Origin of the sequence: Clostridium pasteurianum DSM 525 = ATCC 6013 (genome assembly GCF_000807255.1) — a bacterium.
Lineage (GTDB): Bacteria > Bacillota > Clostridia > Clostridiales > Clostridiaceae > Clostridium_I > Clostridium_I pasteurianum.
Genome location: NZ_CP009268.1, coordinates 1247561 through 1261563, shown reverse-complemented (window position 1 = coordinate 1261563; position 14003 = coordinate 1247561). Strand labels below are relative to the sequence as shown.

Here is a 14003-nt window from a genome sequence, read left to right as displayed (position 1 = left end):
TATTGCCTTTAACATACCATATATGAGCATATTTCTCAATAACTTTTCCAAATATGATTTATTTATACATTTCACCTGACTAACTTGGCGTAAGTTTCCCAGTTCGACGCCAAGTAAGCCATGCATTTGCAGTTCTAAAATTCAGATGGGGTAAAAGAATCCCTACCTGAATTAAGAACTTGCTTCAAACAAATAAAATACATTATATTTACTAAGAACCTTTTTTATAATCACTATTTAAGGGTTCTACATAAAATACATTGTTTTTTATTTCATAGATAAGTACTTCTTGTCCTTGTTTTATCTCTTCTTTTCCCACATGCTGTGCTGGTGCATTATATTTACTGCCGTTAACAACATAAGCTATGGTACCGAATCCATTCTTCAGTATTGGGGATATAACCGTCGCTGTCATACCGATAAGTTTCTCCTGATAAACTGCACTTGTATTTTGAGCTCTATACAGAGGAATTACTATAAATCTATATAATAACCACGAAACTATAAGCCCTAAAATTATTGCTATTATAAGTATGACTATCCAATTAAATTTATAATGAGTTCCAATAATACCTATTCCTCCAAATACAGTAATAAAGGAAACTATAGTTATAGGTTTTAATGGAAGTATAAAAGGACTGCTGCCATCTAAAGATGTATCAATATGTGCATCCAATCCAGCGTCAATAATACCTAAAAGACCTCCAAATAAAAAGGTAACCACTGTATAAATAACTCCCACAAAAAATATAATTGTGTATACTCGTTCCATAGGATTCCCCCTAAATTTCTTGTTTAGCATTACCTACATTACAGACCATAATATTACAGTATACTTAATTATATCATAATACTATTTTATATTGTATTGATATATTACAAAGCTGTAATTGATTATTAATCAATTTTCCATCTAACAGTGTAATTATATATACATTATAATTGAAAAAGTATTTTTAATATTGTAAAACTTTTAAACAAAAATAATAGGCTATTTAATACACCTATTGTATTAAATAACCTATTGTCAATATACTATATTTAAATTATTGTGACGCTTAGAATATATTTATCCTAATAGAATATATATTTTTCAAATAAAAATAGGATTTTCATTCACAAATTATATTAAGTAAAGCATACTACTAATTTTCATTTCTTATAAGTTCATGTATTACATAAGTAGCATCCATAAATTTAGCAATGGATTGTTCTCTGTTTAATCTATTTATTATTATTGCTAAAAGCTCTGACATATCAACTGGTCTAAACCATTCAGTTTTCTCAAGTTCAGGTGATATATAAGTCAAATTTGTAGAGTAAACTCTAGTTATTATATTATCATCATAATATTTTTGGAACTTTTCCAATCCTTCTGTAAAGAAGGCAAAAGTAGTAGCAACATAAACATTTTTAGCTTTCTTCAATTTTAATTCCTTTGCTATATCAAGTACAGATTCTCCTGAGGCAATCATATCATCAACTATTAAAACATCTTGATTTTCAACATCTCTGCCCATATATTCATGTTTAACTATAGGATTTTTACCATTTACGATTGTGGAATGATCTCTTCTCTTATAGAATAATCCAACATCCACACCAAGAACACTTGAATAATATATAGCTCTATCCATAGCGCCTGTATCAGGACTTATAACAAGCATATCTTTTTTAGGTATTTTTATACCCTTTTCTTCTTTAATAATAGTTTTAAGAATATCATATGTAGGGTATAAATTTTCAAAGGACAATAGTGGAATTGCATTTTGAACATTGGGGTCATGAGCATCGAAAGTCAATATCTCCTGCACTCCTAAACGTTCTAATTCCTGAAGAGCTAGTGCACAGTCTAAAGACTCTCTTCCCTTTCTTCTATGCTGTCTTGATTCGTAAAGTAGGGGCATTATAACAGTTATTCTTTTAGCCTTTCCCCTTATAGCAGATACAGTTCTCTTAATATCTTGAAAGTGCTCATCTGGTCCCTTGTGATTTTCTATACCAAACATGTTATATGTACAACTGTGGTTTCCTATATCGCAAAGTATATAAATATCTTTCCCTCTAACTGATTCTGAAAGTTTTACTTTACCTTCACCATTAGAAAAACGTATTTCATCTACAGGTAACAAAAAATTATCATCTACATTTCGTCTTTGTTGAATGTGTTCATTAATTTTTACTCCCAATTCTCTAAAACTCTCTAAAACAATTAGACCCAATTCTCCATTATTATGGGTGAAAACTTGATTGTTGCTCATTCTTCTCCTCCATACATCATTTTAAATTCATACAATAATAATAAATTTTTATACATTTTTCGAGTATTTACTTAATTAATTTTAGATATAGAAGGCGCTTATGTCAATGGTAATTTCATGATTATAAGGTTTCTGCTTGAAATTTATGTATTAAAAATAAGTTTTCACCTGACTAACTTGGCGTAAATCTCCAAAGCACTCTGTACAGCCCTCACACAAAATCAAAAAGAAGATTTTGGTTCTCTGCTTTTCTTCAGTTGGAATTCCAACGCCAAGTAAGCCATACATTTGCAGTTCTTAATTCAGATGGGGTAAAAGAATCCACACTGAATTAAGAACTTGCTTCAATGTAAGTTATGTATAAAATTCACTATAATGGAGATGGTCTTACTATATTTTTATTAAAATCATCAGCATTTTCTTTTTTAACATCAATATTAATTTCTCCAATTAGATTATTGTCTATATAAACACTTAATTTCCAAGTGCCTTCTGCTGAAAGCTTTATATTTAACTGCTCTACTGCAGTAGAAGTAGTATTTTCTCTAGCAGATGGCTCTGGGGCATGTCCTTCTTTTTTTATCTTAAATCCGTCAACAATATCTATAACATTTCCCTGACTATTTGAAGCAGTTATTTTTAAATTTTTGTTTAATATATTGTCTTCATCTCCCCAAAGGTAAAGATTTGTATAGCTAAAATTATTTGCATAATAATTATCCTCTGTAAAGCCAAATTTTCCTCTAACTCCAATTAATTTTATTATATTCATGTTATCTTTTTTAACATAAAAATAGAATTTATCATCATCATTAATGTTGGAGACATCTATATTTTTTTTAACTTTGATTTCATTTATATCTATAGCTGTTATGAATTTATCTCTCTTAGAATAATTTTTTTCATTTATATATTTAACAAAGAAAATACCGCTTAAAGCTATTAGAACTACTGACAATAGTATAAAACATAGTTTTATCTTGCTTTTCAAAATATTATTCATCTCCATTAGTTAAATATTTTCAATACTTTCTCATGTAAAAAGGGTTGGATTAAAGGATATGTTAAATTCTCCGGTATATTATCAAATAGTTTTATTTCATTTATCTCAAAATCAGGTAACTTATCTAATGTTTCTATTTCTGCATAAAATAGCTGTCCAAAAGATTCAGTGTAATCCTTAGCTCCATCTCTATCTACAGAATAAATACATATTGGAGTTATATTAAACTTTTTTGCTCCTGTTTCTTCAAATAATTCTCTTGAAGCTGTAGAATCTATAGTTTCATTTTTTTCTCTATGTCCACCAGGGATTTCCCAAGTATTTCTCTTTTTGTGTTTTACATAAATCCATTTTCCATTATATTTGGCCATTATCACAGCAAATAATAATTTACTATCTTCTATTGTATTCAATCTATAAAAGTTTACTTTTATCATATGATTTAGATACTCCCTTATTTAATTTATAATATAAGAAATTTATGCTTTAACCATCATGAACATTCCTGCACCATCACATTGGCAAGGTCTTTCTTCAAAGCCAAATTTACTATAGAATGGTTCTTTTCCCGTTGAACTAATAAGTTCAACACTTACTTTATATCCTTTAGGTAACTGTTGTTTTATAAATGAAATCATATGATTCATTAATGCTTTTCCTAATCCATTCCCTTGATAATCAGGTAGAATTACAAAATCTTTTACATAATAACTCATAGCACTGTCACCAAGGAGTCTTGCCATACCTACAAGATTATCTTCTTTATAAATAGCAAATGTACAAAGCGAATTTTTTAGTGCAGTTTGAGTTTGTTCTTTACTTGGTGAGTCCCACCCAACAGAATTAAAAAGCATATTAAACTGATTTGCTGTTAAAATATTCTCTCTGATTATTGTCATCTAAATTCCTCCACTAAGTTACTAAAACAATTTTTTTATTCATCATATTTTACTATTGAAAAATAAAATCAATATGAGTGAGTATGTTATACTGACAAATATGTGTAAGCTTATAATATACATAAATAGTATAATAGATTTTATAGATTATCAACTAATATTTAGTATAACATTGAAAATATATCCATTATACCTATTTTATCTGTAAAATTTTAACCTGACTAACTTGGCGTAAGTCTTCCACGCACTCTGTACAGTCCTCGCACCAAATTAAAATTGGGGCTCTCTGCTTGCACTCTGTACAGCCCTCACACAAAATCAAAAAAAAGATTTTGCTTCTCTGCTTTTCTTCAATTGGGAGTTCCACGTCAAGTGATCCATGCATTTGCAGTTCTAAAATTCAGATAGGGTAAAAGAATCCCCACCTGAATTAAGAACTTGCTTCAATTTATATCTATAGTTCCATTTATATTTTTCAGTGCTCCCACTGTTAATTCACGTACCATGCACCATTCTGCTTTCTTTGAGCGGTCATTGATATGAAATATATAAAATTCATAGGTTGGTCTAAAACCAATTTTGTGATAAAAATCTGGATTCCCACAAAGGAAAACAGCAGAATACCCCATTTTTAGGGCTATTTTGAATGCTTCTTCCATCATTGCACATGCAATACCTTGACGAAAAAAATCTGGGTGCACAGATATGGGAGATAAAAGTAATTCAGTGATTTTTCTATCCAATAAAGTAATAATTGTTTTATACAAAACAACTTGTCCAATCAGTTTTCCATCATGATTTTCTACAACCAAAGAAAGTTCAGGAATAAATGAATCTTTTTTGCGAATCTCATTCAAATAGTCTGGCTCCGTACCATCAGCATGAGAAGATGTTGCAAAGGATTTTTTTACAAGCTCATAAACTTCTAAATAATCATCTGGTTTTTCTTGTCGTATTTTCATAACAATCCCCCCTGTTATCTGAATAATTTTATATCAAATATTTTACTAGCATAAATTAGATATGAAAGTGTTTATTTCTTCTTACCAATAATTGAAATTAAATTCATGTATCTTCCCCCATCTGCTTTAAGCATAGCTCTATCACCAATTGCAAATTCATTTTCACATGCTAACCAATCATTCCAGGGTTCTTTAAATCCTATCATTTCTTTTATTGAACAAATATCTATATTTTCCGATTGTTCAAATATCTTTTTCCACCAATTGCAAGAATTCCATGTAGCTAAGGCTTCTTCTGGCCAATAGGGCTTCATTTCCTCCGGTACTTCACCAATAATCTCCTTTTTCATCCCTGGTATTCCAATTGCAATAGTTCCACCTTTTTTAATAAGAGGTGCTAGATAACTATCAAAATATTGATTATTACTTCCAAAATAATGATATGCATCAACACTAATCACTGCATCAAAATACTCATCTGCAAAAGGTAATTTAGTAGCATCTGAATGTATTGGAATTATTGAATTTTCTAATTCCAATTTTTTGAATCGATTATAATTGTCGGTTGCTGATATCCATAAATCAGCAGCAAAAACTTGAACTCCAAATTCCTTTGCTAAGAATATAGATGTTAAGCCCCTTCCACAGCCTAAGTCTAAAACTCTCATATCACTTTTTAGATTAACTTCATTCATTAATTCTTCTAAAATCTTTATAGAATTTGGTCCCATCATATTTTCTCTTATAAATTTAGTATCATATTTTTTACTTTTTAAATATTTCACTATTCTTTCCCTCCATATCAATCAATCTTACTTAGTTGAAGTTTGTACTCCAACTAAGTTTAGATGAATTACCCATGAACCTGTCGCTGTTATCTCCACCTTCTTATATAATGGTGGAGTGTTACAGCAGCTAGTTATCGGATAAATATTTTTAATAGCTGCCTTACAGAAGAAAAGAAAAGTAGGTATAGCAAAACCATACCTACTGATAATCCGTATAGGGTCAGTCTGATATCTTCTGCAAGGCATTTTAGGCACACAAAACAGAAGCAATTTTTGCTTTGTATATACCTATAAAAAATAAATGCTCATTACAGAATCACTATCAAACAGACACCACCTTTTCTAACAATTTAACATAATTATAGATGTATTAACAACGATTGTCAATGAAATTTGACATTATAAAGTAAAATTTAACTTTTTACTCCATTATCAAATAAGTCTATAGTTCTGATATTTACTCCTTGTATATCAGAACTATGACTATCGCCAAGCTTATTTAATAAATGGCTTATTGTCATTGTTTAAGAAATATAAGATTTATATTTCAACTTGAATATCTATATTTGTATGTTTATCATCATTCCGTTACCTTCTTTTTCATTGGGACGAATTCTAAATCCTAGCTTTTGGTAGAATCCTTCTTTACCTTTTGCTGCCATTAACCCGACTGTAACCCTTGAATTTGGTATACTATTATTTTTAATATAATCAAGTAACTTTTCAATAATCAACTTTCCAATTCCTTTTCTTTGAAACTCTGGCTTGACACAAACATCTTGTATATAAAATATCCTTGCACCATCTCCAACCAATCTACCCATTCCAATAACTTCTTCTTCTATATTTACAGAAATAGAATATATACTATTTTTAATAGCCTTCTCACTTTGCCTAATATTTTGTCTTCCAAAGCCTACCGCTTCCTCTAAATTACAAAATTGTTCCGCAGTTAATTTGTTTTCTAATAATACAATATTACCCATTCTATTATTTAAGCCTCCTTGAAAAGTATTGATTACCCTTATAGCTTAATGAAATTAATTCTATTTCTTGCGAATTTTAGGAAGAATGTAAATTATTTTTTATATTATAATCTATTTAAGAAAACTGCAATTCCATCTTCTTCATTGCTTGATGTTATATAATTTGCAGCATCTTTTACCTTTGCGACTGCATTTCCCATTGCTACTCCTATACCACTTTCTTTTATTAGTTCAATATCATTAATATCATCACCAAAAAACATTACTCTATCAATACTTGTACTGAGTTTATTAAGAATATATCTTAATGCATTTAATTTATTTACTCCATGAGCCATAATCTGCCCCAATTTCCCATTATCAGTTATAATTAGATTGCAATCTAAAGGTATTTTCAATCTAAAAGCATCAATATTATGTATATTGCTCATATCTATTAGAATTTTCGCAGGAGATTTCAACTGAAAAATATTTAAATTAATGGTTTCAAACTCAGTAGTTCCAAAAATACTATTATTTTTAAAATTAGTGTACAATTTATTATTAATTTCAAAGCCTATCTTACATTCGCTATAATCCTGTAATATTAAATCTTTGATATTTTTGGCCGAAGCTAAAGATATATTTTCGCTATATATCCTTTTATTATTATGGTAAATTTCTGCTCCATTATAAAATATCATGAATTCTCGTTGTAATTCCACTGGAAGTTTTATTGGTTCCAATCTGGGAGGTCTTGCTGTAACAATAACTATTTGCCTACCTAACTTTTCATGCTTTTTCAAAGTTCTTATTGTTTCTTCTGAAACTGTTTTATCATTTTTTAATAGCGTTCCATCTAAATCAAGAGCAATTACATCAAACATTAGTTATTTTCCTTTCTAATTCTTATTTAACAAGAGATTCTATATCATCCTCTTCCGTTGATTTCCTTATAATCATTTTACTCCCCCCAAAATAGTCTTATTAATATTAATATTTTCTTTAAGAATTTTGTGAGCTATTCAAAATACTTATTTCCAACATTCTTATTTAATAATCCATTAACTCTTGGCCATTTTCCCGTTTCACTAATTGCAGAGGAATTTATGATTCCAATATGACACATAAAATGACGATATTGCCCTAACACTAAGGCTAATCTGTTATATTCACATTTTTCAGGTTTTTCATATAACATATTATCTGTTAATCCGCTCAAATATTTATTAATCTTGATTTTTATGCCCTCAAAATATTCAATCAATTCTTCCTTAGTGAGACTTGTATCACTCTTAATATCAAGAGAATTTAGATTTTCCTTGTGAAAAGCAGGTTCATCATATATTCCCGGATTAATAAACCATTGATCAAGAGAATGAAGTGTATGATACAAGTGCTTCCAAATAGGCATTTCACAGATAATGGCATTTAAGTTACAGGTGTGTAATGTTATCGTCATATTAGAAAACATAATATCAGTTTGTTCAATAATGGTGTTAACTAATGCTCTTTTCATTTTTATCCTCCTATTTATTTCATTTTAATTTACTGTTTTACTATTGCATTCTTTTAAAAAGTTACAAATTAATTTTACTTTTTACACAGTAATAATCCATGATTACTCATTCCCAAAATACTTTTTTCTCTGCAACTATTTAAACTATAATGAAGCCATGTAGAATATTCCTCATCATTCATATTGTCTACAAAATCTTTTAAGAGTGGACTTAACCCATCAGTTCCCACATGATCAATGATTTCAGTATTAAATTTTTTAACAAATGATTCCATTTCCATTGGAGTTGTAAAAAAAGTATCTGTCCAAAAGCACTCTTTTTCTCCTTCTTTAATTACTCCTTTATTCAAAACTTTCTCAATAAAGTTATATGTAAGAAATTTTTTATCTCTTGTCATAATTGAATTCAATACAAAATGTTTGTTTATGTATGCAATTGCTAATATACCACCCTTTTTTAATACTCTTAAAGATTCCTTAATGCACTTTTCCCTTATCAACATTGGAAGCATCTTCTTTATAAATTCGAATAACATGTATAATTGGTACATTGTTTTCTCTACAGGTATTCAATATTTTAGCTATATTGGGTAAGACATCATATGCGGCAACTGCTCCAGGTAAACTAAAATCATTTTGAGTATCAATAGTTATAATCGCTGCTTTTTTCAGATTAGGTCTTATATATTTATCCATTATCCAACCTCCATTATAATTATGTGTACTTTAATTTTTTAAGCGTTAAATAGTTCTCAATAATTTACTATATCAATAATTTCTTTAAAATCTTCTATATAATAATCTGCAAATTTCTTTATTGCATTATGTTCTTTTTCTTCCTTTTTTAATAAGTATCCTGTTAATATAGTTTTTATTCCTAATTCTTTTGCACCTTTTAGTTCATCAGAACCACCATCTCCAACAAAAATACATTTTTGTGGAATAGCATTCATCCTTTTTAATGCAATATGGTATATTTCAGCTTGTGGTTTTAAATATCCTACTTTATATGAAAATATCGTATCATCAAACAAATTATTTAGAGGAGACTCTTTCCAATGCATTACATCAATTATGTCTGCATTACTAATCAAACATATCTTTTTCCCATTTTTCTTTAAATCTATAAGAACATTAAGAATTATAAAGTCTATATCTATTAAAGATTTTTTAAATCTCTCTTCTCTTAATTTTAAAATTTCTTGTTTTTCATTTTCGCTAACTTCTCTTTTCATTTTTTTGACAATACTTTCAATTATCTTCTGAGGATTTTTTTCCTTTCCAATTGCTCTATGTAAGTATAATTCATTATCTTCTGCATATTTTTCCCATTCCTTTTGTGTTATCTTTAATACATCATTTTCATTTCTAAAATCACTATATCTGGGTGTTATCAATGTGTGGAACAAGTCAAAGAATACAACATCTACATCATTTTTCATATTAACCTCGCTTTAAAAAATCATCTAATTTATATTTACCATAATTTTTATCATCTATTGAAACATAATCAATAACTACTACCCCATTAGGTTTTAATACTCTGTATATTTCATTTACATTTTTACGAGAATCCTCTAATGTGCCATGGCCTGTTGTCCATAAGCATAAAATGCCATCAAATAAATTATTATCAAAAGATATATTTCTCATATCATGTTGTTTAAATTCAATATTGTTCAAATTCAATTTTTCAGCCTTTGATTTAGTTATTTCTAATCCTGTTTCAGAAATATCTGTAGCATATACTTTGAAACCTTGATTGGCAAGATATATTGAATGTCTTCCTGTACCACATCCTAAATCCATTACACTCTTGCAATTGTTTTTCTTAAAAATATCCATAGCTACTTTTACAGTTGGCAGTACATCAGATTGAACTTCTCCCTGTTCTTTATATATTTTATCCCATTGCTGTTCCCACTTAATCTCCATTATTCTCACCCTTTTTATTCACATTTCTCACTGTAATTATAAATATTGTCTCCACTATAACAAAGTAATTTTACATTAATTTGAGAGATAAATTTTCAAAATAAATTTGATTGTGATAAATAAGTCCTATTTTACATTATGATATATTCATAGTCATCCATGTAATTTCATCTAATTTATCATTTTGAATACTGTCCTCAATAAATCCCATTTTTTTATAGAATTCAATTCCATTTCTACTGCTTGGCACATGCAAAAATTTTACTTTACTATCTCTTACAAGCTTCAATATATATTTAAAAAGGATTTCGCCTACGCCCTTATTTTGATTTTCAGGTTTTACAAAAAAATTTGATATATAATATTTAGGATAAGTATTATCCCCAAAATTAGCTAATGCACCTGTAGCGATAACTTTTCCATTATCCTCAACTACAAAAATTTGCTTCCATTTCATTTGCTTTTCCCAATCTTCAAAAGTATTGTGCTTTTTAAATCTGTCCAATACATCTTTTGAATGTACCCCTATCATTACCTCATCATAGTTTCTATTAATAATATCTATAACTTTATTAATATCACCTTTTACCATTTTTCTTGTATGCATTTTTCAATACCCCCATAGATTTGCAATATAAGAATATTATTAATCAAATTTATTCAATACCTTCTATTTCTGATTTTAATCTATTAAAATATTCTTTCATAAATTCAATCCTTTTTTGTCCAATTTCTTTTGCTTTTGCTGTGTAGAGTTTACTAGGAATTTTTTTAAACTTTATTTCATATTCAATAAAAGGTGTATGTTTTGAAACATCTTTTAATCTTCCATTTTCAACAGTATTATTTTCTAAATAATTATCAAGTGATTTTTCCCAATTTAATCTTTGACCAAATTGTCCTGCTAACATAAAAGTACGTGCAATGCCACTGGCGCCGATAACATCGAGTTTATCTGAATCAAAAAGTATTTTTGCTTCTATTGTTTTAGGTATATTACCAGTTCTAAATCTATGAGCTACAATACAATGCTTTATCTTCTCAATTTTGTCATTTTCATATTCTAATTTTCTTAATATACCTTCAGCAATTTTACTACCTAGAACAGCATGATCAATTTCGCCAGTTCTATCATTGCTTTCTTCTACTCTTGCGATATCATGCAATAAAGCAGCTGGAATTGAAGCAAGTTCTTAATTCAGGAGGGGATTCTTTTACCCCATCTGAATTTTAGAACTGCAAATGCATGGCTTACTTGGCGTCGGACTCCCACTTGAAGAAAAGCAGAGAACCAAAATCTTTTTTTTGATTTTGTGTGAATCGCTTTCACAGAGTGCAAGTAGAGAACCCAAATTTTAATTTGGTATGAATCGCTGTACAGAGTGCGTGAGAAACTTACGCCAAGTTAGTCAGGTGAAAATTTCTGAGTCTACATCTTTCTCATATTTTGAAATTAATAAACATAAATTATATGTTATTAGGCATTTTACTTAAGCTAAAAAACATTCAAAAAAGTCAAATTATTATAGACTTAATTTATAGGTCAAATTAAATAATCTGACTCAAAAAGAATAAGATTATTTAATCTGACAATAATTAGTAAGGAGAAAATTTTTTAATTATGAGAAGAAATAATAATGATAAATATAGTAAAAATGCCTTACGGCATAAAAAAATACAATAAACTTTGTAAGTTTAATCAATTTCCAAATAAATATGGATGCGAAGCATGTGGATTTGAAGGTAAGCTGTACAGACATGGATTTTATTATAGAAACTTAATTACCCTTAAAGGTGCATACAAGATAGTCATCCTGCGTTGTAAATGTCAATCCTGTGGTAAAACCTATTCTCTTATACCCAGCTTTATTATTCCTTATAGGCAATATGCTTATGAAGTTATTCTAACTTCCATTATTATGATGCTAAAACTAGGTTATTCCTTTAGTAAAATATTAACTCTTATAAAATCTCTTAATATTAACTACTCATCTCTTAATACAACAGATCTATCATTTTGGAAAAATAGGCTAGCAAGCTCATTATCGAGTATTCGTTTATTTTTTGCACAGTATAAATTCTATAATTCTAATATAAATAGCAAATTACCTATTGATATCATAAAAAAAATTATTATCTTTTGCCGTTTAAGGCACGATTTTAACTTGGATTATTTTTTACACATGCCTAAGTATTTCTTTTGTAAATGATAATTTAATAGGTACAAATTAGATTTGTCTTTTTTATCAAATTAAATACTTCACACTTTTTTAATGTCTTTTTATATCAATCTTGTCCTCATTTCTCTTGTTTTATCTAAAATTTTTGTATAATTCCACACAACCTTTAACGGTTTAAATATCGATTTTAAGTCATAATTATTAATAAAAATAGGAGGTTGATAATCAATGATATTAAAAGAATTTAATCAAAAGATAGCATTATTTCGTTATTCTCTGATTGCACCCATTATAACCAATACATTTACCCAGGCTTCTGTAAAAGATTATTTAGCAGAAATCGCAGCAAAGTCTTATACACTGCCTAACGGCAAGAAAAAAGAGTACTCTCCTGCAACAATCAAAGGATGGCTAGTTCAATATAGGAAATATGGTATTGATGGTTTATATCCAAAATCAAGAGCTGATAAAGGTACTTCCAGAAAAATTTCAAATGAAACCAAAGAATTTATTATAAACAGTAAATTAAATTCACCGAAAAAAACTGCCAAGTACATATATCATGAAGTTATAGCTAAAGGTTTTGAAAGTGAAACTAGTATTTCTCTGTCAACAGTAACTAGATTTATAAATAAGGCTAAGATAGGTTCTAAAAAGCTTGTACCTGATGATAGAAGAGCCTTTGAATTTGAGTTTTCCAATGAATGCTGGCAATCTGACGTATCTGTAGGTCCTTACCTTACTATAGAAGATAAAAAATTCAAGACTTATATTATAGCTTTTTTAGATGATTCCAGTAGAGTCATTGTAGGATGCAAAGCATTTTTTAAAGATGATCTTTTATCTCTTATGTCTGTATTTAAAGATGCGGTAGCATCAAAGGGAATTCCTAAAAAAGTTTTCGTTGATAATGGAAAGATATATAAAAGTGAGCAATTTCATTTGATTTGTGCAGCTCTTGGTAGTATTTTAAGTTTTGCAAGACCATATTCCCCTCAATCTAAGGGCAAAATTGAAAGATGGTTCCAAACTATGCAAAAACAATGGATGAATTCAATTAATTGGAATGATTTTAAATCTATAGACCTTTTAAATGAATCCCTGTCGGGTTATGTTAACAGTTATAACAACACTATACATTCCTCAATAAACAAAAAACCAATTGATAAGTACATGTCTAATGCTGAAAATATAAGATTTATTGATTCTAAAACTGAACTAGACTATTTATTTTTATATAAAGTACTCCGTACTGTAAAAAATGACTCCACAGTATCTATAGGTACAAAAATATTTGAAGTACCACTAAAATATGTTGGTGACAAAATAAATATACGCTATGATCCATCATCTATTGATAAAGCTTATATTTTTTCACAGGATGGTAAACTTGAAGATACTATTTTCCCTGTTAAAAAAATTGATAATTCAAAAATCAGAAGAACTAACAATACTAATTCTGTTGATTTTTCTGCCTTTGAAGCTAACTAA

Annotated in this window: 18 protein-coding genes; 2 read left to right on the top strand and 16 right to left on the bottom strand. The window is 28.6% G+C overall.

The window, feature by feature from the left end; translation table 11 throughout:
- Nucleotides 1-211: 211 nt before the first annotated feature.
- The 16 genes from CLPA_RS05665 to CLPA_RS05590 form a co-directional block, all read right to left on the bottom strand.
- A complete protein-coding gene (locus CLPA_RS05665; protein ID WP_003448138.1) occupies nt 212-772 on the bottom strand; it encodes an NfeD family membrane protein in 561 nt (186 codons plus the stop codon).
- Between the two features lie 373 nt (nt 773-1145).
- Nucleotides 1146-2261: a ribose-phosphate pyrophosphokinase gene (locus CLPA_RS05660; protein ID WP_003448140.1), complete on the bottom strand. Its 1116-nt coding sequence runs from the start codon at nt 2259-2261 to the stop codon at nt 1146-1148.
- Nucleotides 2262-2631: 370 nt separating this feature from the next.
- A complete protein-coding gene (locus CLPA_RS05655) occupies nt 2632-3252 on the bottom strand; it encodes a hypothetical protein (protein ID WP_003448142.1) in 621 nt (206 codons plus the stop codon).
- Nucleotides 3253-3269: 17 nt separating this feature from the next.
- Nucleotides 3270-3701 carry an NUDIX hydrolase gene (locus CLPA_RS05650; protein ID WP_003448144.1) on the bottom strand — a complete coding sequence of 144 codons (432 nt, stop codon included), beginning with the start codon at nt 3699-3701 and terminating at the stop codon, nt 3270-3272.
- Nucleotides 3702-3743: 42 nt separating this feature from the next.
- Nucleotides 3744-4163 (bottom strand): GNAT family N-acetyltransferase, encoded by a 420-nt coding sequence (locus CLPA_RS05645; protein ID WP_003448146.1) that lies wholly within the window; start codon nt 4161-4163, stop codon nt 3744-3746.
- A gap of 443 nt (nt 4164-4606) precedes the next feature.
- Nucleotides 4607-5125, bottom strand: coding sequence for a GNAT family N-acetyltransferase (locus CLPA_RS05640; RefSeq protein ID WP_003448148.1), 519 nt, complete (start codon nt 5123-5125; stop codon nt 4607-4609).
- Nucleotides 5126-5196: 71 nt separating this feature from the next.
- The gene (locus CLPA_RS05635) at nt 5197-5910 is read right to left on the bottom strand and encodes a methyltransferase domain-containing protein (protein WP_003448150.1); all 714 of its coding nucleotides are present in this window, start codon (nt 5908-5910) and stop codon (nt 5197-5199) included.
- 563 nt (nt 5911-6473) lie between these two features.
- Nucleotides 6474-6899 carry a GNAT family N-acetyltransferase gene (locus CLPA_RS05630; protein WP_003448151.1) on the bottom strand — a complete coding sequence of 142 codons (426 nt, stop codon included), beginning with the start codon at nt 6897-6899 and terminating at the stop codon, nt 6474-6476.
- Between the two features lie 104 nt (nt 6900-7003).
- Nucleotides 7004-7765 (bottom strand): Cof-type HAD-IIB family hydrolase, encoded by a 762-nt coding sequence (locus CLPA_RS05625; RefSeq protein ID WP_003448152.1) that lies wholly within the window; start codon nt 7763-7765, stop codon nt 7004-7006.
- A 134-nt stretch (nt 7766-7899) separates the two neighbouring features.
- Nucleotides 7900-8397 (bottom strand): hypothetical protein, encoded by a 498-nt coding sequence (locus CLPA_RS05620; protein WP_003448153.1) that lies wholly within the window; start codon nt 8395-8397, stop codon nt 7900-7902.
- Nucleotides 8398-8471: 74 nt separating this feature from the next.
- Nucleotides 8472-8900: a hypothetical protein gene (locus tag CLPA_RS05615; RefSeq protein ID WP_003448154.1), complete on the bottom strand. Its 429-nt coding sequence runs from the start codon at nt 8898-8900 to the stop codon at nt 8472-8474.
- A complete protein-coding gene (locus CLPA_RS05610; RefSeq protein ID WP_003448155.1) occupies nt 8875-9093 on the bottom strand; it encodes an isochorismatase family protein in 219 nt (72 codons plus the stop codon). The genes CLPA_RS05615 and CLPA_RS05610 overlap by 26 nt, the downstream gene beginning before the upstream one ends.
- A 56-nt stretch (nt 9094-9149) precedes the next feature.
- A complete protein-coding gene (locus CLPA_RS05605) occupies nt 9150-9839 on the bottom strand; it encodes an HAD family hydrolase (RefSeq protein ID WP_003448156.1) in 690 nt (229 codons plus the stop codon).
- Nucleotide 9840: 1 nt separating this feature from the next.
- Nucleotides 9841-10332 carry a class I SAM-dependent methyltransferase gene (locus CLPA_RS05600; RefSeq protein ID WP_003448157.1) on the bottom strand — a complete coding sequence of 164 codons (492 nt, stop codon included), beginning with the start codon at nt 10330-10332 and terminating at the stop codon, nt 9841-9843.
- A 136-nt stretch (nt 10333-10468) separates the two neighbouring features.
- Entirely contained in the window at nt 10469-10939 is a 471-nt protein-coding gene (locus tag CLPA_RS05595; protein ID WP_003448158.1) for a GNAT family N-acetyltransferase, read from the bottom strand.
- 49 nt (nt 10940-10988) lie between these two features.
- Nucleotides 10989-11498: an HD domain-containing protein gene (locus CLPA_RS05590; protein ID WP_003448159.1), complete on the bottom strand. Its 510-nt coding sequence runs from the start codon at nt 11496-11498 to the stop codon at nt 10989-10991.
- 471 nt (nt 11499-11969) lie between these two features.
- Here CLPA_RS05590 and CLPA_RS22095 point away from each other — a divergent pair, with 471 nt between their 5' ends.
- Both CLPA_RS22095 and CLPA_RS05580 read left to right on the top strand, forming a co-directional pair.
- Nucleotides 11970-12542: a DUF6431 domain-containing protein gene (locus tag CLPA_RS22095; RefSeq protein ID WP_051803906.1), complete on the top strand. Its 573-nt coding sequence runs from the start codon at nt 11970-11972 to the stop codon at nt 12540-12542.
- Between the two features lie 198 nt (nt 12543-12740).
- Complete coding sequence (locus tag CLPA_RS05580) at nt 12741-14003, top strand: DDE-type integrase/transposase/recombinase (protein ID WP_243444608.1); 1263 nt, start codon at nt 12741-12743, stop codon at nt 14001-14003.

What these genes read in the sequence shown, in the direction of transcription:
- CLPA_RS05665 (WP_003448138.1), bottom strand. Translation starts at nt 772, where the DNA reads ATGGAACGAGTATACACAATTATATTTTTTGTGGGAGTTATTTATACA.
- CLPA_RS05660 (WP_003448140.1), bottom strand. Translation starts at nt 2,261, where the DNA reads ATGAGCAACAATCAAGTTTTCACCCATAATAATGGAGAATTGGGTCTA.
- CLPA_RS05650 (WP_003448144.1), bottom strand. Translation starts at nt 3,701, where the DNA reads ATGATAAAAGTAAACTTTTATAGATTGAATACAATAGAAGATAGTAAA.
- CLPA_RS05645 (WP_003448146.1), bottom strand. Translation starts at nt 4,163, where the DNA reads ATGACAATAATCAGAGAGAATATTTTAACAGCAAATCAGTTTAATATG.
- CLPA_RS05640 (WP_003448148.1), bottom strand. Translation starts at nt 5,125, where the DNA reads ATGAAAATACGACAAGAAAAACCAGATGATTATTTAGAAGTTTATGAG.
- CLPA_RS05630 (WP_003448151.1), bottom strand. Translation starts at nt 6,899, where the DNA reads ATGGGTAATATTGTATTATTAGAAAACAAATTAACTGCGGAACAATTT.
- CLPA_RS05625 (WP_003448152.1), bottom strand. Translation starts at nt 7,765, where the DNA reads ATGTTTGATGTAATTGCTCTTGATTTAGATGGAACGCTATTAAAAAAT.
- CLPA_RS05620 (WP_003448153.1), bottom strand. Translation starts at nt 8,397, where the DNA reads ATGAAAAGAGCATTAGTTAACACCATTATTGAACAAACTGATATTATG.
- CLPA_RS05615 (WP_003448154.1), bottom strand. Translation starts at nt 8,900, where the DNA reads ATGTTGATAAGGGAAAAGTGCATTAAGGAATCTTTAAGAGTATTAAAA.
- CLPA_RS05610 (WP_003448155.1), bottom strand. Translation starts at nt 9,093, where the DNA reads ATGGATAAATATATAAGACCTAATCTGAAAAAAGCAGCGATTATAACT.
- CLPA_RS05605 (WP_003448156.1), bottom strand. Translation starts at nt 9,839, where the DNA reads ATGAAAAATGATGTAGATGTTGTATTCTTTGACTTGTTCCACACATTG.
- CLPA_RS05600 (WP_003448157.1), bottom strand. Translation starts at nt 10,332, where the DNA reads ATGGAGATTAAGTGGGAACAGCAATGGGATAAAATATATAAAGAACAG.
- CLPA_RS05595 (WP_003448158.1), bottom strand. Translation starts at nt 10,939, where the DNA reads ATGCATACAAGAAAAATGGTAAAAGGTGATATTAATAAAGTTATAGAT.
- CLPA_RS22095 (WP_051803906.1), top strand. Translation starts at nt 11,970, where the DNA reads ATGATAAATATAGTAAAAATGCCTTACGGCATAAAAAAATACAATAAA.
- CLPA_RS05580 (WP_243444608.1), top strand. Translation starts at nt 12,741, where the DNA reads ATGATATTAAAAGAATTTAATCAAAAGATAGCATTATTTCGTTATTCT.